Source organism: Bacillaceae bacterium S4-13-56, assembly GCA_040191315.1.
In the GTDB taxonomy this organism is placed as follows: domain Bacteria; phylum Bacillota; class Bacilli; order Bacillales; family JAWJLM01; genus JAWJLM01.
In genome coordinates this window covers 18,008-44,380 of record JAWJLM010000040.1, presented here as the reverse complement: position 1 = coordinate 44,380, position 26,373 = coordinate 18,008, and the positions used below count along the sequence as shown (strand labels likewise).

General features: G+C 38.9%; 28 protein-coding genes. 12 read left to right on the top strand and 16 right to left on the bottom strand.

What is annotated here, in order from left to right; genetic code table 11:
• Positions 1-527: 527 nt before the first annotated feature.
• The 4 genes from RZN25_11810 to RZN25_11795 all read right to left on the bottom strand — a co-directional run bounded on the left by RZN25_11810 (position 528) and on the right by RZN25_11795 (position 2,584).
• Positions 528-803 carry a DUF1292 domain-containing protein gene (locus RZN25_11810; GenBank protein ID MEQ6377503.1) on the bottom strand — a complete coding sequence of 92 codons (276 nt, stop codon included), beginning with the start codon at positions 801-803 and terminating at the stop codon, positions 528-530.
• Positions 804-827: 24 nt separating this feature from the next.
• The gene (locus RZN25_11805; GenBank protein MEQ6377502.1) at positions 828-1,115 is read right to left on the bottom strand and encodes a DUF1292 domain-containing protein; all 288 of its coding nucleotides are present in this window, start codon (positions 1,113-1,115) and stop codon (positions 828-830) included.
• A gap of 481 nt (positions 1,116-1,596) precedes the next feature.
• Complete coding sequence (locus RZN25_11800; protein ID MEQ6377501.1) at positions 1,597-1,815, bottom strand: hypothetical protein; 219 nt, start codon at positions 1,813-1,815, stop codon at positions 1,597-1,599.
• A 304-nt stretch (positions 1,816-2,119) separates the two neighbouring features.
• Positions 2,120-2,584, bottom strand: coding sequence for a hypothetical protein (locus RZN25_11795; protein MEQ6377500.1), 465 nt, complete (start codon positions 2,582-2,584; stop codon positions 2,120-2,122).
• Between the two features lie 145 nt (positions 2,585-2,729).
• Here RZN25_11795 and RZN25_11790 point away from each other — a divergent pair, with 145 nt between their 5' ends.
• The 3 genes from RZN25_11790 (at position 2,730) to ybaK (ending at position 4,731) form a co-directional block, all read left to right on the top strand.
• A complete protein-coding gene (locus RZN25_11790) occupies positions 2,730-3,590 on the top strand; it encodes an AraC family transcriptional regulator (GenBank protein MEQ6377499.1) in 861 nt (286 codons plus the stop codon).
• Positions 3,591-3,786: 196 nt separating this feature from the next.
• The gene (locus RZN25_11785; GenBank protein ID MEQ6377498.1) at positions 3,787-4,230 is read left to right on the top strand and encodes a DinB family protein; all 444 of its coding nucleotides are present in this window, start codon (positions 3,787-3,789) and stop codon (positions 4,228-4,230) included.
• A gap of 18 nt (positions 4,231-4,248) precedes the next feature.
• On the top strand, positions 4,249-4,731 hold the full coding sequence (gene ybaK / locus RZN25_11780) for a Cys-tRNA(Pro) deacylase (protein ID MEQ6377497.1): 483 nt from the start codon (positions 4,249-4,251) through the stop codon (positions 4,729-4,731).
• A 71-nt stretch (positions 4,732-4,802) separates the two neighbouring features.
• Here ybaK and RZN25_11775 read toward each other — a convergent pair whose 3' ends face one another.
• Complete coding sequence (locus RZN25_11775; protein MEQ6377496.1) at positions 4,803-5,180, bottom strand: PH domain-containing protein; 378 nt, start codon at positions 5,178-5,180, stop codon at positions 4,803-4,805.
• Between the two features lie 557 nt (positions 5,181-5,737).
• Between RZN25_11775 and RZN25_11770 the strand changes: the two genes are divergently transcribed.
• Positions 5,738-6,601, top strand: coding sequence for a transposase (locus tag RZN25_11770; protein MEQ6377495.1), 864 nt, complete (start codon positions 5,738-5,740; stop codon positions 6,599-6,601).
• A gap of 241 nt (positions 6,602-6,842) precedes the next feature.
• Here the strand turns inward: RZN25_11770 and ehuA are convergent, their stop codons facing one another.
• From ehuA to ehuB, 4 genes are all read right to left on the bottom strand, one after another.
• On the bottom strand, positions 6,843-7,613 hold the full coding sequence (gene ehuA, locus RZN25_11765) for an ectoine/hydroxyectoine ABC transporter ATP-binding protein EhuA (protein ID MEQ6377494.1): 771 nt from the start codon (positions 7,611-7,613) through the stop codon (positions 6,843-6,845).
• 3 nt (positions 7,614-7,616) lie between these two features.
• Positions 7,617-8,333 (bottom strand): ectoine/hydroxyectoine ABC transporter permease subunit EhuD, encoded by a 717-nt coding sequence (gene ehuD / locus RZN25_11760; GenBank protein MEQ6377493.1) that lies wholly within the window; start codon positions 8,331-8,333, stop codon positions 7,617-7,619.
• Positions 8,333-9,001, bottom strand: coding sequence for an amino acid ABC transporter permease (locus RZN25_11755; GenBank protein MEQ6377492.1), 669 nt, complete (start codon positions 8,999-9,001; stop codon positions 8,333-8,335). The genes ehuD and RZN25_11755 overlap by 1 nt, the downstream gene beginning before the upstream one ends.
• A gap of 69 nt (positions 9,002-9,070) precedes the next feature.
• Positions 9,071-9,976, bottom strand: coding sequence for an ectoine/hydroxyectoine ABC transporter substrate-binding protein EhuB (gene ehuB, locus RZN25_11750; GenBank protein ID MEQ6377491.1), 906 nt, complete (start codon positions 9,974-9,976; stop codon positions 9,071-9,073).
• A gap of 635 nt (positions 9,977-10,611) precedes the next feature.
• On the opposite strand from ehuB, the gene RZN25_11745 reads away from it, so the two are divergent.
• From RZN25_11745 to RZN25_11710, 8 genes are all read left to right on the top strand, one after another.
• Complete coding sequence (locus tag RZN25_11745) at positions 10,612-11,136, top strand: sigma-70 family RNA polymerase sigma factor (GenBank protein MEQ6377490.1); 525 nt, start codon at positions 10,612-10,614, stop codon at positions 11,134-11,136.
• Entirely contained in the window at positions 11,129-12,088 is a 960-nt protein-coding gene (locus tag RZN25_11740) for a hypothetical protein (protein MEQ6377489.1), read from the top strand. Before RZN25_11745 ends, RZN25_11740 begins: the two co-directional genes overlap by 8 nt.
• A gap of 539 nt (positions 12,089-12,627) precedes the next feature.
• Positions 12,628-13,116 (top strand): GNAT family N-acetyltransferase, encoded by a 489-nt coding sequence (locus tag RZN25_11735; GenBank protein ID MEQ6377488.1) that lies wholly within the window; start codon positions 12,628-12,630, stop codon positions 13,114-13,116.
• A 256-nt stretch (positions 13,117-13,372) separates the two neighbouring features.
• Positions 13,373-13,855, top strand: a complete 483-nt coding sequence (locus RZN25_11730) for a DUF2975 domain-containing protein (GenBank protein ID MEQ6377487.1) — start codon at positions 13,373-13,375, stop codon at positions 13,853-13,855.
• A 10-nt stretch (positions 13,856-13,865) separates the two neighbouring features.
• Positions 13,866-14,087: a helix-turn-helix transcriptional regulator gene (locus tag RZN25_11725; protein ID MEQ6377486.1), complete on the top strand. Its 222-nt coding sequence runs from the start codon at positions 13,866-13,868 to the stop codon at positions 14,085-14,087.
• Between the two features lie 25 nt (positions 14,088-14,112).
• Positions 14,113-14,871 carry a DUF817 domain-containing protein gene (locus RZN25_11720; protein ID MEQ6377485.1) on the top strand — a complete coding sequence of 253 codons (759 nt, stop codon included), beginning with the start codon at positions 14,113-14,115 and terminating at the stop codon, positions 14,869-14,871.
• Between the two features lie 902 nt (positions 14,872-15,773).
• Entirely contained in the window at positions 15,774-16,934 is a 1,161-nt protein-coding gene (locus RZN25_11715; GenBank protein MEQ6377484.1) for an acyl-CoA dehydrogenase family protein, read from the top strand.
• Between the two features lie 48 nt (positions 16,935-16,982).
• The gene (locus RZN25_11710; protein ID MEQ6377483.1) at positions 16,983-17,753 is read left to right on the top strand and encodes a 3-hydroxyacyl-CoA dehydrogenase; all 771 of its coding nucleotides are present in this window, start codon (positions 16,983-16,985) and stop codon (positions 17,751-17,753) included.
• Between the two features lie 730 nt (positions 17,754-18,483).
• On the opposite strand, the gene RZN25_11705 is transcribed toward RZN25_11710, so the two are convergent.
• The 7 genes from RZN25_11705 to RZN25_11675 all read right to left on the bottom strand — a co-directional run bounded on the left by RZN25_11705 (position 18,484) and on the right by RZN25_11675 (position 26,304).
• Positions 18,484-19,272, bottom strand: a complete 789-nt coding sequence (locus RZN25_11705) for an enoyl-CoA hydratase/isomerase family protein (protein ID MEQ6377482.1) — start codon at positions 19,270-19,272, stop codon at positions 18,484-18,486.
• Between the two features lie 23 nt (positions 19,273-19,295).
• Entirely contained in the window at positions 19,296-19,718 is a 423-nt protein-coding gene (locus tag RZN25_11700) for a MaoC/PaaZ C-terminal domain-containing protein (GenBank protein ID MEQ6377481.1), read from the bottom strand.
• Between the two features lie 34 nt (positions 19,719-19,752).
• Positions 19,753-21,339 carry an AMP-binding protein gene (locus RZN25_11695; GenBank protein ID MEQ6377480.1) on the bottom strand — a complete coding sequence of 529 codons (1,587 nt, stop codon included), beginning with the start codon at positions 21,337-21,339 and terminating at the stop codon, positions 19,753-19,755.
• A gap of 139 nt (positions 21,340-21,478) precedes the next feature.
• Positions 21,479-22,258: an enoyl-CoA hydratase gene (locus RZN25_11690; GenBank protein MEQ6377479.1), complete on the bottom strand. Its 780-nt coding sequence runs from the start codon at positions 22,256-22,258 to the stop codon at positions 21,479-21,481.
• A gap of 2 nt (positions 22,259-22,260) precedes the next feature.
• Positions 22,261-23,796, bottom strand: coding sequence for a long-chain-fatty-acid--CoA ligase (locus tag RZN25_11685; protein MEQ6377478.1), 1,536 nt, complete (start codon positions 23,794-23,796; stop codon positions 22,261-22,263).
• 83 nt (positions 23,797-23,879) lie between these two features.
• Entirely contained in the window at positions 23,880-25,058 is a 1,179-nt protein-coding gene (locus RZN25_11680; GenBank protein ID MEQ6377477.1) for a lipid-transfer protein, read from the bottom strand.
• Between the two features lie 64 nt (positions 25,059-25,122).
• Positions 25,123-26,304, bottom strand: a complete 1,182-nt coding sequence (locus tag RZN25_11675; protein ID MEQ6377476.1) for a CaiB/BaiF CoA-transferase family protein — start codon at positions 26,302-26,304, stop codon at positions 25,123-25,125.
• Positions 26,305-26,373 lie beyond the last annotated feature (69 nt).

The following is a 26,373-nucleotide window of genomic DNA, read 5'->3' as shown; positions in this document are numbered from 1 at the left end:
AACGGCGATTCAACACAAAGTCGAAGAAATGGCCCATTATGCAGGTATACTATTTCTAGAGTCCATCCTCGAAATAAGAAAATCGCTTGTTTCTGCGAAGTAGCTCTAAGTAGCTTTCCTTCCTGCGATTACTCGGGGTAAAAACTCCGAAGATTACTCGATGAAGCTCTTTTGCTGGAGCTAGACAAATTTTATACTTTTCTTTTAAAAAAGACCTTGCCACGTTCACTATGGGCAAGGTCTATCATGCTGATCTGTCAGCTAGTTATAATATAGCAGCTCGTTATTTTATTCAGGCATATCAAAAATCCATGTCTGAAAATTCATGGTTGTCCTTGCAGACAAAAGTTCCTGTAGTGGCAAAAAGAACATCACAAACTTTATCTTCGTTAATTAGTCTTAATCGCGCTTGTTTTGCACTGTATTCAAGATAAGGGATGCTCCATCAAATTACGTAAGCAATTGGTTGGAGAGGTTCACTGGGACAAGTCTTTATACTGAATCATTAGATTGGATAGGGAGAATTATTATTCTTCCTCATCTTCCTCCATGATAGCATCAAATGCCTCCGATACTTTTTCAAATTCTTCTTCACTTTCAACAGCATCGAGGTCTCCCTCTTCGTCCACTTTTAAGAAGAAAACATCTATATCGTCTTCTTCTCCGACTTGTAGATCTTCAACAAAGCTGACTGCCACGTAATCTGTTCCTTCTAGAGTGACAACTGCTAGCACTTCAACCTCATTCTCTTCTCCATTTTCCTCTTCAATTGTAAAAACTTCACCGACTTCAATTTTTTCCATTTTAAAACCTCCCTGAATTAAAAACTATTCGTCGCCTTCTTCTTCCTCAATTTCAGTAAAAAGTTCATCAAAAGCCTGTGTTACTTTTTCGAATTCCTCATCACTATCGATTGAGTCTAGATCTCCGTTTTCATCTACCTTTAGAAAAAATACATCAACTTCTTCTTCTGCATCATCTTGTATGTCATCGACAAAACTAACGCCAACATAATCAGTACCTTCCATGGTGGCTACTGCTAGCACCTCTACCAATTGCTCTTCGTCTGATTCATCTGCAATTGTAAAAACTTCACCGACTTCAATTTTTTCCATGATTAAACCTCCAAATAAATTATGTAAAACACATATCCTTATGTTTTCTACCATTTATGAAAATCATACATGCAATGACCATAACACAAAAATTTTATATATGGTAATTTAGTTCAGTACAATTTAGTGTTTTTTTGGTAATGTCCAAAAATTACTTTACCTGTCGTAGTAGTTGTGACATTTTTAAATTAGAAGGGTGGATTTTGCAGATGGATACCATCATTAATTATCTGGACAATATGTTTGCACATTGGCAAAGACAAGGAAGTAGAGAATTTAAAACAAGAATTGCTAGCCAATATGGAAGACAAATATAACGAATTAAAGGAAAGTGGAAAACAGAAAATGAAGCTATCGGAATTGTCATTTTAGAATTTGGAAATATTGATGAGCTTATTCAGTTAGGAATTGAGGAGAATAATAGTTGATGTACTATAATAAAATGCCGAAATAGCTTGAGATGAACTCAAGCTTTTTATCGTCATAAAGCCATATATAGAACAAAGATCAAAATACCACCAAGGACAATTATGTACGTAAGAAAAACTGGGTTAAATATGCTGGATTTCTTAGCTAGTTCCGTTGCTTTCGTTTCGTAATCATATTCACTTTTTCTCCTCGCAACATTTCTGCCTATCCATATAGTCAATAGAAGACCTGTGACAAGAATTATAACGACCGCTAGTTGTAAAGTGTTCATTACGTAGCCCCTTTTTTAAGGGTATTTTTTGCACAAGGGCAATTAATATGCATATTTATTTGAACATGGTTAATATTGGGTTAATATTAATTAACATCTGTGAAGGTTGCTAATGAATACTACATCCTATCTCAATAAAATTAGACAAGAATATCCTAATCTTGTTATTACAGATTGGGAGAAGAATAAATTGGGTCAGAACAGTGATGTGATGATCACCAATGGCATACTTGTTTTTGGATTTCCAAAGTTTAGCCAAGGTGCTTTCCAACTGAAACAAGAAATGCCTAACCTAACTTCAAAACTAAATAGTTTTCCCTTTTTTCTTTGCATCGGCATCTAGGGATGTTCCTAGTGCTATTCCAAAGACCATTCCAATTGGTAGTCCAAGGGCAAGATTGTCGAATATAGTTAGACCAAAGACTAAGCCTATGCTCATCCCTAGTGTCATATAGATACTCATGTAATGACCTTCTTCTACAAGTTTGTGAGTACTTTGTAAATGTGAGACGCTTTTTTTGATTAATAAAGAATGATTTTTTTTATCAGTATCATTTGGAGAAGATGCTTTTTCATGGAGTTCAGAGAGTGCACTTTCCCATTCGTTAAGCAATTCAGTGCATTCCTCACATTCTGATGAATAAGCATCTAATCTAGCCAAGATTCGTTTGCTTTTGTCTAGTTGTAATTTCCTCTTTGTTTTATCATAGGTCTCCAGTTCTATTTTGTGGATTAAGTCTAGAAGCCTTTCCATTCTTGCTTTACTCATAAACAATCAACTCCGATCAATTTATATATAAAATATACGATTTACAAGGTAAAGTAGTTTCATAAGAAACCCTGCCAAAAGTGAGCAGGAATGGACAGGATTTTATTTTTTAGTGGAGATAGAATTGAAGTAAGGAGTGAAGGCCATGACGTTTATTGAGTCGTTGCAAAAATCTATTAATTATATGGAAGATCATTTGTTGGAGGATATCTCTCTTGAGGAGATAGCGGAACAATCGAATGTATCTCCGTTTCATTTTCAAAGAACGTTTACAATCTTAACGGACATTTCTGTGGGAGAGTATTTGAAACGGAGGAGGCTGACTTGTGCTGCGGAAGAATTAACAAGAACAGATATCAAAATTATTGATCTTGCCTACAAATATGGCTATGAAACTCCAGAAGCTTTCACTAAAGCTTTTCGTAGACTTCATGGTGTTTCACCAAGTGAAGCTCGAAAAGGAGAAGGAAAGCTACAATTCTATCAACGCCTGATGATTCAGGTGAATTTGAAGGGAGCAGATCCAATGAGGTACAGAATGGTGGAGAGAGAAGCATTTCAGGTTGTTGGGATTAGACGGGAGTTTTCTTTAGTAAATGAGGAAAACTTGGTGGGGATTCCAAAGTTTTGGGACGAGTTTAATGCAAGTGGATCATCTGATTCATTACTCCCGTTCATAAAAGGAGAGATCAAGGGGTTTTTGGGTGTCTGTGTGGACAAAACAACGCCACAGTCTAAGGTGATTGATTATTGGATTAGTGTGGAGCATGAAGGTGGGGATTCAGGAGAATATGAGCTTCTTGATATTCCAGCAGCTAAGTGGGCAGTTTTTGAAGTACATGGTGCTATGCCACATGCCATCCAAAAGGTATGGAAGCAAATATTTTCTGAATGGTTTCCGTCTAGTGGATATCAGCCAGCAGGCGGTCCTGAGTTAGAAGTTTATACAGATGGAGATACGTCTAGTTCAGATTATTATTCTGAAATTTGGATTCCGGTAAAGTAGTAGTTTTGAAAGAGTGCTTGGATTAACTTCTAAGCACTTTTTCCTGCTGAAGGGTGGATGAAACATATTTGGAAAAGAATCGTAGATAGAAAAGGTATCCATAAACGAATCTGTAAGCAAATTCCATATAGTGTTACAATTAATGGAATAGAATGAATCGAGCGTGTCAACTGACCAATAAAAGGAGAGATTTCTGATGGAAACCATTCAAAGGATGTTTAGCCATTTAAAATGGTCGAACGAGCGCATCTTAGGAAATTTTCAATCCCAAGATAATGACGAGGCTAGGAAGTTGTTTGCTCATATTCTCTGTGCTGAACAGGTTTGGTTGGCGAGGTTAGAAGAGAGGGATAGTTCAGAACTTCCCATATGGGCAGAGTTTAGTTTAACGGAGTGTCAAGGTCTTTCGGAAAAAAATCAAGAAGGATATCGCCAATACCTTAATCAGTTAACTTTTACGGATTTAGATCGTATTGTAAGCTACAGAAATAGTAGAGGAACAGAATTCCAAACGTCAGTTAAAGACATTCTTATTCATATAGCATTGCATGGTCAGTACCATCGAGGGCAGGTCAATAGGAAGTTAAGAGAAAATGACCTTGAACCCATTAACGTAGATTATATTACTTTTGTGAGATAAAGGGGGTAGGGTAGCATCATGGCTAAAAAAGCAGAAAAAACGAATGCAGTACGTTTGGTGGAGCAGAAAAAGGTTCCTTATGAACTGTTGAGATACGAAATTAAGGATGGGGAATCGGTAGATGGGATTTCTGTTTCTGAAAAAATTGGTTATTCTTATGAGTACGTTTATAAAACTTTGGTAGCTAGGGCAGGAAGAAATGACTTTTACGTCTTTGTTGTCCCAGTCGCAAAGGAACTTGATTTGAAAAAGGCAGCTAAAGTAGTGGGGCAAAAGAAAGTAGAAATGATTGCGGTAAAAGAACTCCTTGGAATCACTGGATATGTTCGTGGTGGCTGCTCGCCAATTGGAATGAAGAAGTCCTTCCCTACCTATATAGAAAAGACCGCAACAGCGCTTGATTTTATTATTGTTAGTGCAGGGAAAATTGGGATGCAATTAAAATTGAGCCCACAGGATTTAGCTGAAGTATCGCGAGCGGAATTTGCTGATATTGTATAAACCTTTTCTAAAATCAAACGAGCTTGGGAATATTCAAGCTCGTTTGAAGTCAAGACCTTTGTAGGTTGCTTTTACTGCGTAATAAAGTTAGCAATCGATTTTTGGATATCGTAGATGTTATCGTCTTTACGGAATTGCTTAGAGATTGGCTCAGGTGTTCCAGAAATCCAAATTTTCAGTTCTGCATCCATGTCAAATGTTCCAGCTGTCTCTACGCTAAAATGAGTAATAGACTTGTAGGGGATAGAGTGGTACTCTGCTTTTTTTCCAGTAACCCCTTGTTTGTCCACGAGAATTAACCGCTTGTTTGTAAAAATAAGCATGTCCCTGATGACTTGATAAGCTTTTTCAATCTTCTCGTGATCCGCGATAATACGCTCTAACTGTTTCTCTACATTTTTCAAATCAACTTCTGATGCATTCCCAATAAATCCATCTAGGAATCCCATAATATCACCTCTCCTGTTCTTAGTTTATCATAAAGTGAAACTTCAATCAGTGGCCGTCCCCACTGATTGTTAGCACCTAAGGGTATTACCTAAAGGCCCTTGAACCAATCGGACGTTAACGTTTTAGATGAAGAATGGTGATAAAAACATATGTTTCTCCACCTATGATACGAACACCCGGAGGGACAGGAACACCGGTAGGGGACAGGAACCAAAAGACCCAAAATAACCATAGGGATTTAATTCAGTAGTTAGGAAGACCCCGGGAAAAGGATTACCTTTTCCCTTTTTTTATTTATCAGAAGGATAAACTTCTTGTATCCAAATGAAATTTTTTATTTTCTAGTGGAGGAGGAATTACCATAGGGAGAGTAGAAATTAGGTATAAGTTAGATAGTATTCAATGACCACTTTAAAATGCCCCCAAAATTTTTTCTGTTCCTTTTGAACACTCAATTTCCCTCTATCCTTAGACTTTCTTTAGCTAATCCATTACTAATTAAATGTGGGACAGCAGTTCCTGACCCCAAATACCCAAAATAAAGTGAGGTGCATTTATGCCAAGAGGAGCAAGGAAGAAGAGTTGTAATGGTGTGTATCATATTATTTTTCGTGGTGTTAATCGGCAGGTTATTTTTGAGGGAGAGGAGGATAAGTTGAGGTTCTTGTCTACTGTTGTTCGCTACAAAAAAAGTTGTGGTTTTAAGCTATATGCGTATTGTTTAATGGATAATCACGTTCATTTATTGTTAAAAGAGTCAGAGGAGTCGGTATCGAGAATTGTCCAACGAATATGTGCAAGTTATGTTCTTTGGTATAACAATAAATATGATCGTAGTGGACATTTATTTCAAGAGAGATTTAGAAGTGAGAATGTCGAAAGCATACCATATTTTCTTTCAGTCCTTCGTTATATTCATCAAAATCCTGTCAAAGCTGGATTAAGTAAGGACGTATTCACTTGTCAATGGACAAGTATCCATGAATACTTCCACCATTCCACGATCATAGACACTTCATTAGCCCTTCAATTGTTATCTCCAGACCCAGAAAAAGCCATTTCTATGTTTAAAGAGAAGATGAAAGTATCTTTAGAAGATCAATTCTTAGATGATGTACCAACCCCTAAATTAACTGACCAGGAGGTCTTGGAAGAATTGAAATGTCTAGGAGTAGAAAATAAAAGTAATCTGCAAAAAATGAACAAACACCAAAGGGACTCGATAGTTTTAGAATTAACAAAATTAAATGGAATAACTACCCCTCAATTAACGAGAACCACTGGTCTATCCAAAACAACCATAAATCGGATAAAAAAAGAGGGGAGGCATCTGCTGGGTGAGAATGGTTACTCTGGGGACAGGAACAAGGAGACCAAGGTGGATGAGCCTCTAATATTTCAGGGCAATATGACTAACTAAAATCATCTTAATTGTGGAACCGTATTCTCTCAGTAAAGGTAAGAGGATAAAAATAAGAAGCAAGCATTTTCGATTAACCTCCATTATAATTTTCACAACAAAAAAGAGCTTGAATCCAAGCTCTTTTTTTATTATCTTAAATTCTTTGATAGAGAGTTTTTTGCATTGTTTTTGACGTAGGGACTATGAAAAGGATGGAAAATGAAACGCCCGTTCCTGTCCCTCCCGGTGTTCCTGTCCCCTAGGAACGGAAACGGCTCAGGAATGATTCGATTCGTTCGTTGTTGGAGTGTTCTAGTACTTGTTCAGGTGTTCCTTGTTGGGCGATAACGCCTTCGTCGAGGAATAATACTCTGTCTGCAACGTCGCGGGCAAAGTCCATTTCGTGAGTGACAAGGACCATGGCCATTTCACCTTCTTTGGCAATGTCACGAATAACTTCAAGAACCTCTCCTACTAGTTCAGGGTCAAGTGCGGATGTAACTTCGTCAAAAAGCATTACTTTTGGACGCATAACTAATGCACGAGCCATGGCCACACGCTGCTTTTGTCCCCCAGAAAGTTGATTCGGATAGTTTTCCAACTTATCACTTAAGCCGACTTTTTCTAGCATTTCAATCGCACGTGCTTGAACCTCATCCTTAGATTCTCCTTTTACGTGGATAGGCGCCGTCATACAATTTTCTAGAATGGTCATATGAGGGAAAAGGTTAAAGTGTTGAAAAACCATGCCAATATCTCCTCGAATGCTACGGAGATGCTTTTCGTTGGCTCGCACCATTTTACCCTTTCTCTCCATTTGCCACAAGTTTTGACCATCAACTTCGATCACGCCAGAGGTTGGTTCTTCTAATGTCATTAACATACGGATAATTGTTGTTTTACCTGATCCGCTGGGACCGATAACGGCAACTTTTTCTGCGGGTTTAATTTCTAAGTCGATGCCTTTTAATACCTCGACATCTCCAAAAGATTTATGAACGTCTTTGTATCTTACAATCGGTTCAGCCATGCATCAAGCCACTCCCTTACTAAGTTTTTTGGCGCCGCCAGAACTGTTCTTATCAAAGCGTCTGTTCATCTTAATTTCCAATCTCTTAATGAGAAGAGCAGATGGGTAGCTTAAGAGTAAGAATAAGAGCGCGACTAATGTGTATGGTTCTAAATAAGCATAGTGATCTGCTCCGAATTCTTTTGCCATTAATAGCATTCCAGCCACACTGACCGATGAAGTAAGTGGGATTTCCTTAAACATGATGATTAAGTAGTTTCCAAGCATCGGAATGGTTGGCGGGATGGCCTGCGGTAGAATAATTTTAAACCATTTATCTTTTGTTGATAGATTTAATGCGGTAGATGCTTCCCATTGCCCCTTGTCAACTGCCTCAATACCAGACCGATAGATTTCAGAAATATAGGTACTAAAATGCACACCTAATCCAAGGATAGCAACCGTAATGGGACTTAGTGTGATCCCTCCACCTGGAAGCATTGGTAGTCCAAAGAATAAGAAAAATAATTGAACAAGGGGAGGAGTAGAGCGAATAAACTCCAATACTAAAGCCACAAGCCATTGCAGTGGTTTAAAGGGTATTCTTTTCAAAATAACCCAAACAAATCCAAACAGCATAGCAAAAACATAACAGGCAATGGTTAAACCGAGCGTTACCCACATACCTTGAAAAACAGCAGGGAATGACTCCCAAAATAAATCCCAATTAAACTTTTCCATTAGCTAGCCACTCCTTTCGATGATTGCTTTTCGAACCATTTAGTCAGTCCAATGAAAGGAAGTGCAATGATAAAGTAGACTACTAGAATTAGAAAATAAACGGTAGGCGTTTGAGATAAATTGATATTTGTATATTTTTGCCCCTGAAAGACGATGTCAGATAGTCCTACTAGGGAAATAAGCGATGTTGCTTTTAATATTTGAATAAAATAGTTTCCGAACTCTGGAAGCATCATACGGACAGCTTGAGGGAAAATAACAATTCGCATCCGTTGAAACGAAGACATATTTAAAGCAATTCCAGCTTCTGTTTGGCCGGGAGCAACAGCAAGAATTGATCCACGAACCGTTTCAGACATATAACTTCCGTAGTTCATTGCAATTGCGATGACACACGACCAAAAGATGGAGTCGAATTGAATTCCAAAAAGAATAGGAACAGCATAGACAAACCAAAACAGTTGGACAATTAAGGATGTGCCTCGAAAAATTTCAATGATGATTCCTGAAATTGTTCGAATCAAGAATTTTTTAGACAAGCGCCCAAAGCCTAAGATAAAGGCAACGAGATAGGAAAAGATGGCAGAAACGATAAGAACTCTAAGTGTGATGTCTAGACCTTTGAGTAAAATGGGTAGAATTGTACCAATATCACTAATTGGACTCACCTCTCTCTAATTAGGAAAAAGGCCTCCCAGATAGGGAGGCCTGTTGTTGATGTTGTATTTCCCCTGTTGTTAGTTTAAATCTTCGATTACTTGTTCAGTTGTTAGATCATTCGGAACTAGGTTTCCTTCGCCAAATCCAGATGGGGTAATTAAATCAAGGATTTCTCCGCTTTCTTTTAACTTCTTAAGTTCAGCATTGTAAGCCTCTCTCAACGCATCACTATCAGGAGAAAAGGCAGCAGCTCCATAACTTGGCACACCTTTAATATCCGGCTGTTCAAAGTCCTCAACAAATTCTAAAGCATCTTGGTCAGAAGACTGAAGGGCCATTTTTACAGTCATTTCAGTACCAGTTGTTGCATCAGCACGACCAGATTGGACTGCAGAGAAAGTAGCAGGAATATCATCTACAGTGATAATTTGATCTTCACTAACTCCCATTTCCTTCAAGAAATCAACTTCTGTAGCACCAGACATAACAGCAACGGTTACATCAGGGTTATTCGCAATGTCAGCATAACTGTGGAGATCTAATGGATTCCCTTTTTTAACAATTAAACCTTCACCATATTGAATTTCTGGCTCACCAAAATCTACTTGCTCTGCACGTTCAGGAAGGATAGCCATAGCAGCTGTGACGACATCAAAGTTACCAGCTTTTACACCAGGAATGAGGTTATCCCATTTCGCAATGTTACCTTCGACATTTTCAATTCCCATGTTATGGAATACTTTTGTTGCAATTTCAACGGCAGCACCTTTAAGTTCACCGTTCTCATCTTCATATGCATAAGGAGCTTCGTTCGCAAAACCGATAGTCACCGTATTTTCTTCTTTAATCTGATCTAACAACGTTTGTTCGCCATCGGAGTTATTTGAATCATCGCCTGATGCACCTTCGTCAGACCCGCAAGCTGAAATAACTGCTAGTACTAAAACCATAAACAGAATGGATAGAATTTTTTTTATTTTCATGAATTAATTGACCTCCTAAGTATTTTATAAACATGTAGTGGTATGTTATTCATAGAACCTCATTCTACAAGTTATATAAAATCACCCCCTAAATTTAGACACTTTCATCCCATACCCTGAAAATCGCAGACAAAACCCTATTAAGTTTTCTGAATACATCTAAGGGTAATCGTGAAACAGAAAAGAAATGCGAAGGGTCGCGGATGCGGATGGGTAAGAATGATGCCTTTTCGACAGCTTGTACATAGCTATCAGGCAAATCAAAAGACTATGAAATTTTTAATCACAATTCTTCAAAAATAAGTATTTTAATCAGATAACTATTATGTTACAATTATATGTCATTTTTAACAAACGTAGTGAGGCGTGATATGGAATAATAATTCCTCAAATTATCTGATTATTTAACCTCATGTATAAAATCCTTACATATTGACCTATATACTCCCAGATTGTCATAAATCCTCCTTATTTGCTCATTCTAAACCAATTTTCTCCTCGACTATCGACCTGTGGGGACAGGAACCACAGGTCCACCAATACATGATCAGCTAGAATTCACTAACTGAAAATAATGAAAGCCAAATGAATGCATGGTTCGTCTAATAGATTAAGGGATGCAGGAGGTGGAGTTATTGTTAGATTTAGTTAAGAAAGCTCAAAAAGGTAATGATAAGGCGTTTACAACTTTATTTCAGCAATACGAACAAGATATTTATCGAATGGCTTTTGTATATATGAAAAATCAACCCGACGCACTAGATGTGGTTCAAGAAACGGCCTATCGCTCTTTTAAATCGATTAAAAGTCTAAAAGAACCTCAATACTTTAAAACCTGGCTCCTTAAGATTGCTATAAGCTGCTCGTTAGATTTACTAAGGCAGCAAAAAAAGGTTGTTTTCTTAAATCCAGTAATTGAGGACAGGTTAACTGATGAAATTAATGAAGATATTGATTTAGAATTGACCGTTCGTGACTTAATTGAACAGTTAAACGCAGAAGAGAAAAGTGTGGTTCTATTAAGATTCTATGAAGGTTTCACACTTAAAGAAGTATCAGAGACTCTAAATATTCCCTTAGGTACAGCTAAGACGATATTGTATCGAGCTTTAGCTAAGCTTCGTAAGAATTTGAAAAAGGGGGATGGGACGCATGAGTAACAAGGTGAAGCAGGAGATGGATCAGATTGAAATTCCAAAAGAAGTAAGTGAAAGAAGCAAAATGGGTATTGCTCAAGCGAAAGATGAAATGAGAAAGGAAAGAAAAAGTCTTCCTATGAAAGGTATCGGCATTGCGGCTGCTTTAACCATAACTCTTGGAACATATATGTTGTGGAGTAATGGTTTTGGGCCAAATGAATCAGCAGATAGTCCAAACCAAGTAGAAGTAACTGAAGATGGTGGAGTGGTGATCCCGGCTCTTGAACTGCCAGAGAATACGGAGACTGTGACTGCTGATATGATTGGCTTGATTGTCTATAATGGAAAAATTTACACCCAAACAGCAACGGAAATTAGTTCTGAAGCTGCAAAGGCAATGGTTGGTGAAAAACTCGGTACAACAAAAGGATCCATTGATGAATGGAGCGAGCAGGAAGCTTATGAAGAGGAGTTTGCTTCAACCGTTGGAGTTGCTGAAGTTTATTCAGTGAAAGGGTACGATAAAGATTTTCGCATCATGACTTATGCCGAAAGTGGCGGAGAAATTTACGCGGAATTTTTCGAGAACGTGAATGGCTTTACCGTATATAGTGGAGCGGACGTTTTTGGCAAATTAAATTTAACTGGAAATATTTCAGAGGTACAGTATAGGACATATAGCGACTGGAATAACAGCATTGATCAATTTCATCCAATCGAGGACACGGAATTAGTAAATGGTTTCGTGGAAGAACTGAATAATGCAAAACCTCTTCCGCGTAGCCAAAATTCGGACCCGATTGGCACCTCGCGAAGCGAAGAGCAATTTAAAGGGGTTAGTCTTTATTTAAACGATGGATCGGTCGTCAGATTAATCCTACTTAAAGAAGGATATATATACTACGGATTTGTGCCTGTCTATTTTGAAATGAGTGAGAAGGTATTTAATAGAATGTGGGATCAAATGGAATAGAGGGGTATACAATCATGGGCTCGCCAAGTGGCGGGCTTTTTCTCAAGAGAAAGATAAAATTTGTCTAGCTCCAGCGAAAAAGCTTCATCGAATTATCTTCGAGGCTTTTGCCCCGAGTAATCGCACGAAGGAAAGGTACTTAGAGCTTCTTCGCACGAAGAAAAGGCTTGCTTTTTCGAAGAGGATGACTTGGTTTGGATGGTTCTTATGGGGTGGGATTGGCATAAGGCAGTAGCTTTCTTTTTCGATAAAAAATTTCGAACCAAAGCTCCTGAGAAATCCCTCAATCAAGAGATGAGTGAATCATAAGCGGTAAAGTACAAAAACCTTCAACATTATAATGGTGGAAACGGAGGAGGGCTATCCTCACAATAAAAAGGGAACTTAAGAAGCTTTATTATAATAGAAGAAATGAAATATTCTATTTCGAAAATTTCGTGATCGTCAGTTGGGCGGTCTTTTTCTTTTTCATAAAAATGATATGGTACCATAAAGGGGAGGCGTATCATTTTTTCTCCATATTAAAGAGGTGTATAGAAATGTTTAGGTTGATAAGAAATGATAGAAATAAAATAGAGATAGAAAAGGAAATTATGAATTCTAACGAAGAGTACAATGTCATAGCATTTGATAAAAAGCATTTAGAGGATGAGGACATTTTAAAAGGGCATAGATTAGCGGAGGAATTAAATGTTGAGAGATTCCTAGTTAAAAAAGGAGAGGAGTATATAGGGATTCTGGATTATGGGATGTCTAGCCCAACACATAAAAGTCCTCGGATAAGTTTATTAGTTGTACATAAGGAATATCAAGGTTTAGGATATGCGAAGGAAATATATAAAGTATATGAAAGATTAATGGAGGAAAAGAAGGTAAGCAGCATTCATATCGCTGTTCATTCTACTAATAAAAAAGCTTTGCATTTTTGGACCTCACTGGGTTTTGTTAAATTTAATGAGAGAATCTATGAAGGTAAAGAAATTTACAGCTTTGAAAAGAAATTAATAAAATTGGGAGAGCTTAACTAGCACCTTTATGAGAAGTACGACAAGGTTTTCTACAATTAATGACACTGTGGGGACAGGAACAATAGGTTCAGGCGGGGTGGAGTCATCCCAAACAAAGAGCATTTTCCATAAAAGGAAAGTGCTTTTTATATGGATTGAAATTAAAAGGGTCATAAACAACAAAAATATAATAAAAATTGATAATAATTTATTGTGAAACGATATATATTGTATTAAAATCAAATTATTAATTAATATTAGGTGAGGTGCTTATCGAATGAAACAAGGATCAACGCTCTTTTTAAAGTTAGCTGTTATTCTTATGGGACTTCCAGTTCTTGCTTTATGTATCTTTCTTTTACCGATGATAGCAAAGGATGCGGCAGAAGGAAGTGTACAGATGGCCTATGTTCTCTACGGCATTTTAATCATCATGTATTTATCAGCAATTCCGTTTTACTGTGCTTTGTATCAAGCTTTTAAACTTTTAAGTTATATTGACCATAACAAAGCATTTTCAGAGCTATCCGTGAAAGCTTTAAAGAATATCAAAAACTTTGCCGCAACAATCAGCGCTTTGTACGTAGTGGGATTGCCACTCTTTTATATCGTTGGCGAGATAGATGATGCGCCCGGAGTTATCTTGGTTGGAATGGGCTTTATTTTTGCCCCAATGGTAATTGCGGTCTTTGCAGCTGTTCTCCAAAGGCTTTTGCAGGAAGCTATCGATATAAAATCTGAAAATGATTTAACGGTCTGAGGTGATAACAATGGCGATTATAATCAATATTGATGTAATGTTGGCAAAAAGAAAAATGAGTGTTACGGAGCTTTCGGAGAGGGTTGGAATTACAATGGCCAATCTTTCTATATTGAAAAATGGCAAGGCTAAGGCTATCCGATTATCAACGTTAGACGCAATTTGTAAAGCTTTAGATTGTCAGCCTGGAGATATTCTGGAATATCAAAGTGAGGAAGATACAGAAGCATAAAGGAAAAGGGGAAGGGAATATGCTCATGGATGTTACCATTCAAACGGCACAAGAGAAAAATTTGACTTCAAAATGCAAAAGAATAATGAAGCAACTTTTCCGGTTTGGATGGGAGCAGGCTCTTTCCTGTGTCTTTCCTGTTGTTATTTTTGCATCATTAGCCCTTACACAGGCTATCTCCCTTCCATTCCTACCTAGGTATGATTGGTTACTGATCATTTTTCTAGTGATGCAGTGGGGGATGGTGAAATCAGGACTTGAAACAAGGGATGAATTAAAAGTGATTACCCTTTTTCATCTGATTGGTCTCGCACTTGAAGTGTTTAAAGTACATATGGGGTCCTGGTCTTATCCTGAGGATGGATATTTTAAATTATTTGGAGTGCCTTTGTATAGTGGTTTCATGTATGCAAGTGTCGCAAGTTATCTTTGCCAGGCATGGAGGAGACTGGATGTTGAATTGGTGAAGTGGCCTCCTTTTCCGCTAGTTGGGATCGTTTTTTGGAAATCGCGGGTAAATTATGAGATTGGTGGAACGCGTTATCGAATGCCAATTGTATTTTCTTTCGTACTTATCGGATTTTTTATTTGGATAGCCGAAAATATTGCAACATACTTTGGAGCATGGGAATATCCAAACCAAACCGAGGCATGGAGTCTTGTTCATATAGGAAAAATTAGCTCTTGGCTTTTGTTAGTGATTGTCAGCTTTCTCATTGTAGCAACGTTGAAGCGGATGAAGGGCAAAAGTGACACTATGGGGATAGGAACCACAGTCCCATAATGGAGTTTGTATTCTAGAATGGTTTTCCAATTTGTGGCCTGGTTTAATAACAAATGATTTCAAAACATCCTTATCTATCTTTATGTTTCTTTTTTGTGTTGTATCCTCTTTTCGCCATTATTTCTTTGTGCGAACTATTTAATAAAAGGAAAGACAAAAAAACAAGAGTATTTGTCTTAATGATTATTCTAATCCCTCTATTAACAAATAAAGCTGTTTATAACCTTTTTGAATTTATCCCGCATTAACGGGCAGCCAATATCCCCACCTCAAGTCTTAAGTGAAACGAAAAGAGTAGGTGGGGGATGAACTGCCCGTAAATGTCCGATTGGTTCAAGGGCCTGTAGGTCATACCCTTGGGTACTAACAATCAATGGGCGACGGTCACTGAGTGAACTTTCACCTTTATTCCCTAAGTTTTCTGATAGGGTTAATTTATTTATGAGTTAATTGAAAAAGGAAGGTGGAAATTTAAATTTCTCTTGTTTCTTTCCTTATTTTATAGACTAAGTATTCCGTCTGGAGCAGCATGAAAACAAAAAACAATGGTATAGATATGATTAAAATCCGTCTATGCCAATCCAAGTTTCTTTTCATGAAAAATCCTGAGGTTAGGAAATTTATCATTAAATTTTGCATCAACATATAATCATCCTTTATTAAAATTTGTCACGTGAGGAGTTGTCTTTTTTGACAGCTCCTATTTCTATTATGTCTAAAAATACGTGATTATGATACTAATTTTCAGACTCATATTTCTTGTGTTATGTAAACGACTGTTAACAATTTACAATATATCGTTAATAACCATTTACAATCATATCGCAGTCAAACTTTATGGTGCGCTATTATGCTGTTGGCATGAATTTTGCATTATTTAAAACAGAAATGGAGGGAAGAGAATGATACCGGTAAAAGAAAAAGAAGAGGAAATTTCGTTATTGAAAAAATCAATTGAGTCTTTTGCAAAAAAAGAGATTGAGCCCTTCTATGATGAATGGGAACAGGATGGGAATGTTCCTGTCGGATTATGGACAAAACTTGGTGATGCTGGCTTTCTCTGTGTAGATATCCCGGAGCATTATGGCGGATTGGGAACGCCTTTACGTTATGCAACAACTATTATTGAAGAATTTAGCAGGCTTGGATACAGCTCGTTAGCTGTAAATTTATCTGTCCATTCCAATATAATAGCTCATTACATTCTGAGTGCAGGCACAGAAGAACAAAAGAATCACTACCTGCCGAAAATGGCTACTGGGGAATCAATAGGTGCGATTGCGATGACTGAGCCTGGTGCTGGAAGTGATTTACAAGGAATCAGCACAGCTGCAATTAAGAACGAAAGCACGGATGAATATGTCATAAATGGAACAAAAACGTTTATTTCAAATGGTCAGAATTTTGATTTTGTCATTGTAGTTGCACGAACAAACCGGAACGTAAAGGCATCAAAGGGAACTTCCTTGTTTATAGTTGACGCTGACAGTTCTGGACTCACTAAAGGTAAAAAATTAAAAAAGATTGGCCTTCACTCTGCTGATACATCTGAATTAATTCTAGAAGATGTATCTGTCCCATCTAGCCAAATACTGGGTGAACTGGATTATGGTTTTGTTGTGCTGATGACTGAATTACCGCGGGAAAGGCTGACTTTAGCCATTGGAGCATGTGGGGCAATGGAAGGTATTCTTGCTATAACCGTCAAATATCTTCATGAGCGGGAAGCTTTCGGAAAACATCTCAGTCAACTACAGGTTATCCGGCATAAAGTTGCTGAAATGACAACTGAGGCAAAGGTTAACCGTGCTTATGTTAACCAGTGTTTGAGCCAACTGGAGAATAACCAGCTTTCCACTGCGGATGCCAGTGTGGCAAAGCTATCAAGCACTGAAGCCCAAGGGCGAATTGCAGACGGTTGTTTACAACTATTTGGTGGTTACGGCTATATGCAGGAATATCCAATATCCAGAGCTTATACAGATGCGAGAGTTCAACGGATTTATGGTGGTACATCAGAAATTATGAAGGAAATCATCAGCAAAGATATTTTAGATAAATAATTACTTTATAAAGTTGGACAATTAATTAATTAGTTAGGGGATGGAATTATGGACTTGAAAGGGAAAGTAGCCGTAGTTACAGGTGGAGCGTCTGGATTAGGTTTGGCAACTGTTGAAAGACTTGCGGAAAACGGTGCTAAGGTTGTTATTTTTGACCTGAATGAAGAGAATGCGAAAGAAGCAGCTGAACGATTAGGTAACAATGTCACTTATGCAGTTGTAAATGTTACAGATGAGGATTCTGTACAAAATGGGATTGACGTTGCAATTAAAAACTTTGGGGCGATTCATATCTGTGTCAATTGCGCCGGGGTGGGGACACCAGGGAAAACAATTGGCAAAAAAGGTGTACTGCCATTGGAAAAATATAAGCAGGTTATCGATATTAATCTGATTGGAACATTTAATGTTTTACGATTATCTGCAAACAGGATGAAGGATAATGAACCAATCACAGATTCCGGTGAAAGAGGTGTCATTATTAATACAGCTTCTGTCGCAGCATTTGATGGTCAAATGGGCCAAGCCGCTTATGGTGCAAGCAAAGCAGGAGTGGTCGGGATGACATTACCAGTATCACGGGATTTATCCCAGTACGGAATACGTGTTAACACCATTGCACCAGGTTTGTTCATGACACCAATGGCAAATACCCTATCCGAAAATGTGATAGAGAAATTATCAGAAAGTGTTGAGTTTCCGAAGCGTTTGGGACATCCAAGCGAATTCGCTGAACTAGCAACCTTCCTTATGGAAAATGAATATTTAAACGGTGAGGTCATTCGGCTGGATGGTGGTATTCGGATGTCTCCAAGGTAAAAAGATAAGCATACGGGGGGATAGTAGGCAAAATGCCAGAGACCCTCTGTACATATGTTATCAAAAAATATTGAAGAAATTTTTGACATAACGAACTATTGAATAGGCAGTAAACAATATAAAAACCCGAATTTTATCTATTTGGATAAAATTCGGGTTTTTATTTCAAGATAAAGTATAAAATTTGTTTAGCGCAAGCGCCCTATCGACTAGAGTCGGTTCCCTCCTCTCCTTCGATAAGTCAACATCTGAAGGAGGTTCGGTTAAAAACGCGACATCCGATTACTCGGCCCACCGAAAACATTTGTTGCAACACCGAACTGACTCGCAGGATGCGAGCCCTCGTGAACCGTGTTTCCTTTATCTCGGAGGATCGTAGGCTAAAACCGCCACATCGTGTGGCAACGCCTACGTGACCCACATCCCGTGGGCCTCACCGTCTTACGTCGATGATCAAGGGTGCTTGCGCTTTTCTTATTAGTAGATAGAAAAGTATAAAACTTTCCTATCTACATAAGTTAACTCTTAGGGTTGAAAATTATTGCTTCAAAAATATTCGTGATTTCTATCAAACCTCAGGGTGATACAGGAAAGTTAAATTGGATGTTTGCGCATTCGTATCTATGATCGAACCATCAATAATGGAAACCTCACGGGAGGACCATGATGACAAAATCCTAAAAAAGGCGGACGGTACACTTGACTTAACTCCTGCAATTTTATAGAGATATTAATAACCTTTAAATTCAGGTGTTCTTTTTTCTGAAAAGGCGCTTAATCCTTCACTGAAATCATGTGAATGCGTATGATTTTTTAGTGAAAGCAGTTCTTGTCTTAATGAGGTGTCTAGTTTCTGATCTGCGCTGTCTCTCACCAAACGTTTCATTTCCCGTAGGACAAGCGGGCTTTTTGCTGATACTTTAGCTGCTATTTTCTGTGCGGTTTCATCGAGTTCTTCGGCAGGAACGACCTCATGCACAAATCCGTAGTCTTTCCATTCTTTAGCTGGAAACATGTCCCCTGTAAACAGTAGATATTTTGCGCGATTTACGCCAATTTCTTTATGCAACCTGACCGCTCCTCCACCGCCAGGAAGGACGCCGAAATTGGCGTGGCCGTCTCCTATTTTTGCTTTTTCGGAAGCGATAACAATATCTGCTGTCATGGCCAGTTCCAGTCCACCGGCAAGTGTAACTCCATTTAATGCCACGATTAGTGGTTTCGACAAATAATTTAATTTATTAAACAGTTGCTCGGCATAATCAAGAATACCCTTCTCACCATCGGGGTCTTTATTTAAATCCTTTAAAAGTTCTTTTAAATCGGCACCGGCACAGAATGCTTTACCTTTACCAGATAAAACGACGACCCGAATTTCGTTATCTTGCTCAATCTCCTCAAGTACTTGGAGGATCTCTACGATCATTTTTTTTGATAACGAGTTCATCTCCTCCGGACGATTTAAATAAATCCAGGAAGATTGCTGCTTTTTTTCATAAATAATAGCTTCATAAACCAAGTTATAAACACTCTCCTTTTGCGCTATTTAGAAACTAATGCGGATATTTCTGCTTGTAAAACTTGAATATCATCATGTTTGTAAGAAGTAAGTAATAATGTAACCTCACCGGATTTCTTTTTATCTGTTTTTTTAATCACTTTGGTCGTTACGTATAGCGTATCTTCGGGATAAACCGGTTTTGTGAATTGAAGATTATTAACGCCTGTTCCAGCAATTATATCTTCTCCAAAGATATTCATCTCAGTCCATAATTTAAAGCTTATGCACAAGGTGTGTAATCCTGAAGCAATGATGCCTTTGAATATACTCTGTTGCGCTTTCTCCTCATCAATATGCATGTATTGAGGATCGAATTGTGAAGCAAATTCCATGATTTCTTCTTTAGTCACTGTATAGGAAGCACTTTTATATTTTTCATCAATCATAATTTCATCATATTTCATTGGCTTACCTCAATTCCATATTATCCCGATGATTTTAACTCTTTTCCATTAATAAATCCTTGTATTCATCCTTCAGGGAACGCTTTAATAATTTTCCTGCAGAGGTTAACGGCAAATTATCCCGGAAAACAATGTGTTTCGGCGTTTTATAACTGGACAGTTTCCTCTTGCAATGAGCTATAATCTCTTCCTCGGTAAGTTTTGCCCCGTTTTTTGACACAACTGCGGCGATAACTGACTCCCCCCATTTTGGATCGGGTACACCGAAAACTGCACATTGATTTATTTCGGGGTGCTGATTAATAACGTCCTCCACCTCTTGGGTAGAGACGTTTTCTCCGCCTGATTTAACAATATCTTTTTTGCGATCTGCAAAATAATAATTGCCTTGATCATCGCGAATTAAAACGTCCCCGCTATGGTACCATCCATTTTGAAAGGCTTTATTATTTGCCGTTTCATTCTTGTAATAGCCGCTGGCAACAACAGGTCCACGGGCAATTTGTTCTCCTGGCACTCCATCCGGAACTTCATTGCCATCGTCATCAATTAATTTAATTTCACTGGTTGCGAGCACACTTCCTACATACCTTCCGTCGCCATTTGGAACTTCATCCCATGTTTTAAACCAACTGCCTGTTAAAGCGGTTGCTGTTGATTCACTGGAGCCTTGTATTGTGAAAAATTTTGCATCAGGTGCAATTTTATTCCACCCATCCACCATACTCCTTGGAATGGTACTCGACCATGTAATCAATTTGCGACAAGAAGATAAATCATACGCATCAGCAGCTCCCAGAATTCCTAAATACAGTGTAGGAGGGAGGGCGGTAAAATTAATTTGATGCTTTTCTATCAGCTCTGCCATTTGTGCGGGGATTGGTGTCTCCGTCATGATAATAGTTAATCCGACCATGTTGGCACTCAGCAAAAAGGTGAATCCGGCCATATGAATTAAAGGCAGAGATAATAGCAGTTTATCCTCTGGCTGAAACGTCCCTATTGACATATAGGCATAATTCGAATAGAAATAGTTTTTATGACTAGTCATCACACCTTTTGGAACGGACTCGGTGCCACTTGTGTAAAAGAGTGATAATACATCATCATCATACAATTCCGTTTCTGGTTCAGTCTTACTTCCATGCAGCAACTGGCTAAAATCTCCCCAACCAGCAGGCACATCCGCTGTACGAAGGCTGTATATCTTTTCAATTCCGGTTAATTTATCAGCAATGGACTTCACTAGGTCGACATGTGTTTTATCAACGAAAAACAGCCGGGGTTGTGACGTATGAAGCAGCTGGCGTACTTCTTCTGCCTTCAACATAAAGTTCAACGGCGTATACCAGGCTCCGATTTTTGCTAGGGCGTAGGCTAAAATAACAATCTCTGAGCTGTTTTTTCCAATGACTGCAATCCGGTCTCCTTTTTGAACCCCTTGTTCTCGAAGTGAATGGGCCACCTGATTGACTTGTTTATTTAACGCTTCATACGTGTACGTTCGCTGTTCGCCGTTTTCACTGTAAAAAACTAATGCAGCCTTATTCGGATAACGGTAACTTGCTCTCTTTAATCCATCACCAATAGTTGACCTTGTTTTCAAATTTTCATTTAGCAAATTTTTTACCCTCCTATTTTTGTTTCTCTCACTTCATTCAAATTTAATTTGAGCAACATGATTAATAACTGCAGTCTTATTTAGCTTAGATCAACTTCATTCCCTCCCTTTTTAAATTTTTTATAATTAAAGAAAATGCTTATTCCCCTTTAAATACTGCTTTTCTTTTTTCAATAAATGCCTGCTTCCCCTCTTTAAAATCCTGCGTTTGAAATATATTCGCCTGGCCCATCGCTTCCATTTCCAACACACTTTCCAGTGATGAATATGGTGCTTGGTGCATGATCCTTTTTGCTAATCCCAATGCTTTCGTTGGCCCTCTTGCTAATGATATGGCAAGTTTTTTGGCTTCCTCACCTGCTTGCCCTTCTGCTACAACCTGATTTATTAAGCCGTACTCCAACGCTGCATTCGCATCAATCGTTTTTCCAGTAAAAACTAGTTCTGCTGCCTTATGCATGCCGATTTTTTGTGGAAGGAGATACAAGCCTCCCATATCAGGTAAGGCACCCACTTTGGCGAAAATTTCAGCGAACGAAGCTGTTTCGTCGGCAATGATTATGTCACAGGCAAAAGCCAGGTTACTGCCCGCTCCAACTGCGGGGCCATGCACTGCAACGATTACCGGCTTCTCCATATTGTATAAACCGATCAATGCTTCATGGCCGCGTTGCAGAAATTCCTTTACTTCGATTGGATTCGTATCGTCCATTCCAAAATCCTTTAAATCGCCGCCTGCACAAAATGCTTTTCCTTCGCCATAAAGGAGTACCGATCGAATGGATGGATCTCTTTTTGCCTTATTTATCGCCTCTGTGAGTTCTGATAACAGGTCCGCATTTAGGGCATTCAACCTATCTGGACGATTTAGCCCGATCTCGAATACGCCTTGGTTACATGTTGTATTGACATTGGACATATTTACACCTCATTTTCAACAGATGTGTATTGTTGTCTAAGCTGATATTTCAGCAACTTTCCAGAAGGGTTTCTTGGCAAGACATCAACAAAAATCACTTTTTTCGGAGTTTTATAACTTGCTATATTTTCTTTGGCGAATGCGATCAAATCTTTTTCTGTTAGTTCAGAATCAGTTTTTTTGGAAATAATTGCAGTTACAAGCTCACCCCATTTTTCATCCGGTGTTCCAATTATAGCTGCCTCAAGCACTTCAGGGTGTGAAGATAATACATTTTCTACCTCAATGGAATATACATTTTCTCCTCCGCTGATAATCATATCTTTACTGCGATCAACTAATAGAATATAACCATCTTCATCCCGTATAGCCAAATCCCCCGAGTACACGTACCCATTGATAATCGTCTTGGCTGTTGCTTCCGGATTCTTATAATATTCTTTCATTGCGGAAGGTACTTTGATAATTAATTCCCCGACTTCCCCTATTTCCACAGACCTTCCATCTGGATCAACAAGATCTATCAATGTAAACGTCGTCGTCTCTCTCCCTGACATACCAGCATGTTCTTCATGGTCTTCCGGATAAAGCATGACTCCAGCCGGGCCTGTTTCCGTTTGACCACACAAACTGTAAAATTTATTGGTTCCAAAATAATCAATGGCCTTCCTTATATCAGATTCGGACATGGGGGCCGCACCGTAAAGCATCTTCTCAACGGATGTAAAATCGTAATCTTCTTCTTTGGGTACCTGGAGAAAAGCGTTATACATTGCAGGAACACCAAATACTGTTGTGATTTTATATTTGGAAATATCTCGCAAAATTACTTTTGGATTAAATTCCCGGTAAATAACTCCAAAACCTCCAAGATAGAATTGAGGCAGTAAGCAGATTGCAAGCTGTGCTGCATGGTATAATGGGGCGAAATGCATCCATTTCTCCTTCGGGTGATAACCTAACGACATACTCATTTGTAAAACTACGGATTTTACAGCGTCGTGGTCAAATAATGCTCCCTTTGGGTTGCCAGTTGTTCCTGAGGTATACAGCATATGACAATGATCTTTTCCTAAAATCTCCGTGCCCGGATTTTTCGTGTTCGCAGAGAGTATGTCTTGATAAGATGTAAATTTCTGATTGGTCGCTATAGGTACGGAAATGACGTTTTTAACCTTTTCATTCCCGTCAATAGATTTCAAGATTTCTTCTTCAAATTCAGTCTCTATAATCACATGCTGCGAATCGGAATTGTCGATTATATAAGAAAGTTCTTTTGCCACCAACCGAAAATTCATTGGAACAATAACCACTCCAATCTTTGCAAGGGCAAAATAGGTGATGGCAAAGTAATCAGAGTTCTTCATCAGCACTGCTGCATGGTCACCTTTCTTAACCCCTTGTTCCAACAATCCGTTTGCTAGTTTGTTAACGCTTTCATTAAATTCGAAATAATTGTAACGCCGGTCTTCATACTGTAAGGCTTTGTGAAGGGGTTGCCTTTCCGTGTTAATTTCTAACGCTTCTACAATATTCATCAACGAACACTCCTTTTTGTAAATTCTAATGCTTTTTTAAAATGGAATACTGTAGCCCTGGCCAGTTGCATCATCGTGCCGCATTATACCGTTTGATACATCGTAACTATGCAAGCTCCACCAAGACCCACATTATGCTGCAATCCAACTTTTGCTCCCTCAACTTGGCGGTTTCCCGCTTCTCCACGGAGGTGCCAAACAAGTTCAGTGCATTGTGCAAGCCCTGTTGCACCAAGTGGGTGTCCTTTAGACATCAGCCCACCTGAAGGATTAACGACAAATTTTCCGCCATAGGTATTATCCTGATCATAGATGAGCTTCTCTGCTTCCCCTTCTGCAACAAGTCCTAGTCCTTCATAGGTCATTACTTCATTAGGGGTAAAACAATCATGTAATTCCACAACATCAACATCTTCCGGGCCAACACCGGATTTTTCGTACACTTCTTTCGCAGCTTCTTCTGTCATTTTAAGACCAACCAGATGCATATTATTTTCCTTCGAATCCGGTTTATCTGTTCTCATCGATTGAGCAGTTATTTTCACTGCATTTTGGATATTATGTTTTTTGGCAAAGTCATCACTGCAAACAACTACTGCCGCTGCACCACAAGTTGGCGGACATGCCATCAATCTGTTAAGACCCGGATACACTTCCGGAGATTGCATTACTTCATCTAATGTGATCTCTTTGTTAAACAGGGAATAAGGGTTATTTACTGCGTGCTTCCTAGATTTTACAGCAACCTTTCCAAATATTTCTGGACTTGCGCCATATTTTTCAAGATACTCTATTGCGGCTGCACCAAATACTTTTAAGGCAACAGGTCCATCCGGTAATTCAGGGTTCAATGTTTCAAACTGATCGTAAATCCATTGAAATGGAGACATACGGTCGGTCCAATTTTCACCCAGTGCCCCCGGTTTCATTTCCTCAAATCCAAAAGCCAATACACATTCCTCTGCACCAGATTCTACTGCCTGGCGTGCCAAGTAGAGTGCTGTGGAGCCTGATGAGCAATTGTTGTTCACATTTATAATCGGAATGCCTGTCATGCCAACGCGATATAACGCGGTTTGACCGCTTGTGCTGTCCCCATAAACATAACTTGCATACGCCTGATTAACATCTGAAAGACCGATTCCCGCATCTTTCAAGGCGTTCGTAATTGCCTTCGAAGCCATGATTTCATACGGCTCATTTTTCCCTGGCTTTTCAAACTTCACCATACTAACACCAATAACGTTTGCGTTGTTTGTCATATTGTTTCCTCCCAATTTTTCGGGCTAATCTATATCTAGATCCATGGCCCTTTAATAATATCGTTTAGCCAAAAATTCCTTTTTCGGACAGTTCAGCTATTTTCGAATCATTCCAGCCTGCCTTTTTTAAAACCTCCTTTGTATGTGTTCCAGTCTGCACACCAGTATGGCGATAGGAAGCTGGTTGATTGGAAAACTTTATCGGAAACGCAATCTGATCCTGCGTGCCGCCATCTGGCATTGATACAGGAACAATCATCTCACGCGCTTTTATGTGTGGATGTTCAACTGTTTCAGCGAATTTTAAGACGGGTTCGACACATCCGTCAAAATCATCCCCAAGCAGCGCAAGCCATTCATCAAATGTTTTTTCTTTAAACGCGGTCTTCACTTTTTCCTTAAATTGCTGTTGGTCCGCTGCCTTTGTGCTACTGCTTAGGGTCAGTAACTCTGGTTCCCCAAGTAAATTACACAATTCTTTTTGAAATTTCGGCTCCAGGCTGCCGACAGAAAAATATCGTCCGTCTTTTGTCTCGTAATAATCGTAAAATGTTCCACCATTAAGCATCAGCGATTCCGCATCCGGATTTTCCCCACCAGCCAGATAACCGGATCCATATAATGCATTGAAAGCATATATATTGTCCGTAATACTTACATCAATATACTGGCCTTCCCCAGTCTGATTGCGGTGATAAACTGCAGCTAAAATACTGATTACCGCAGGCATAGAGCCACCGCCAATATCAGCCACTTGAATCCCTATCGGAATGGGTGCCTGATTCTTTCTCGATGAATAACTTGCAGCACCTGATAAAGCTAAATAATTAATATCGTGCCCGGCCTTATTACTCAGTGGTCCTGTTTGCCCATATCCGGTCAGAGAGCAATAGATAATGCTCGGGTTTACTTTTTTCAATGTTTTATAGTCAATTCCCAACCGTTCCATAGTACCCGGCCTGAATTGCTCAATAATGATGTCGTACTCCTTAATGAGGCTGGAAATCACTTCTTTTGCATCCTCTTGCTTTAAATCAAGTGCAACTGATCGCTTGGAGCGGTTGAGTTGCGCATATGCTGCCGATACTTCATCGATCATTGGTGGAAGATGCTTAGTCATATCCTCCCGGTGCGGAGATTCCACCTTCACGACATCTGCACCCATATCCGCCAGCATCATTGTTGCAAACGGACCCGGTAGCAGCGTCGTAAAATCCAATACTTTCAAGCCATTCAAAACACTCATCACGTTTCCTCCCTATCAACAATTGACTGATCCCATCAAGTCCTCCCCTGGGTTCCTATAACTTTACTT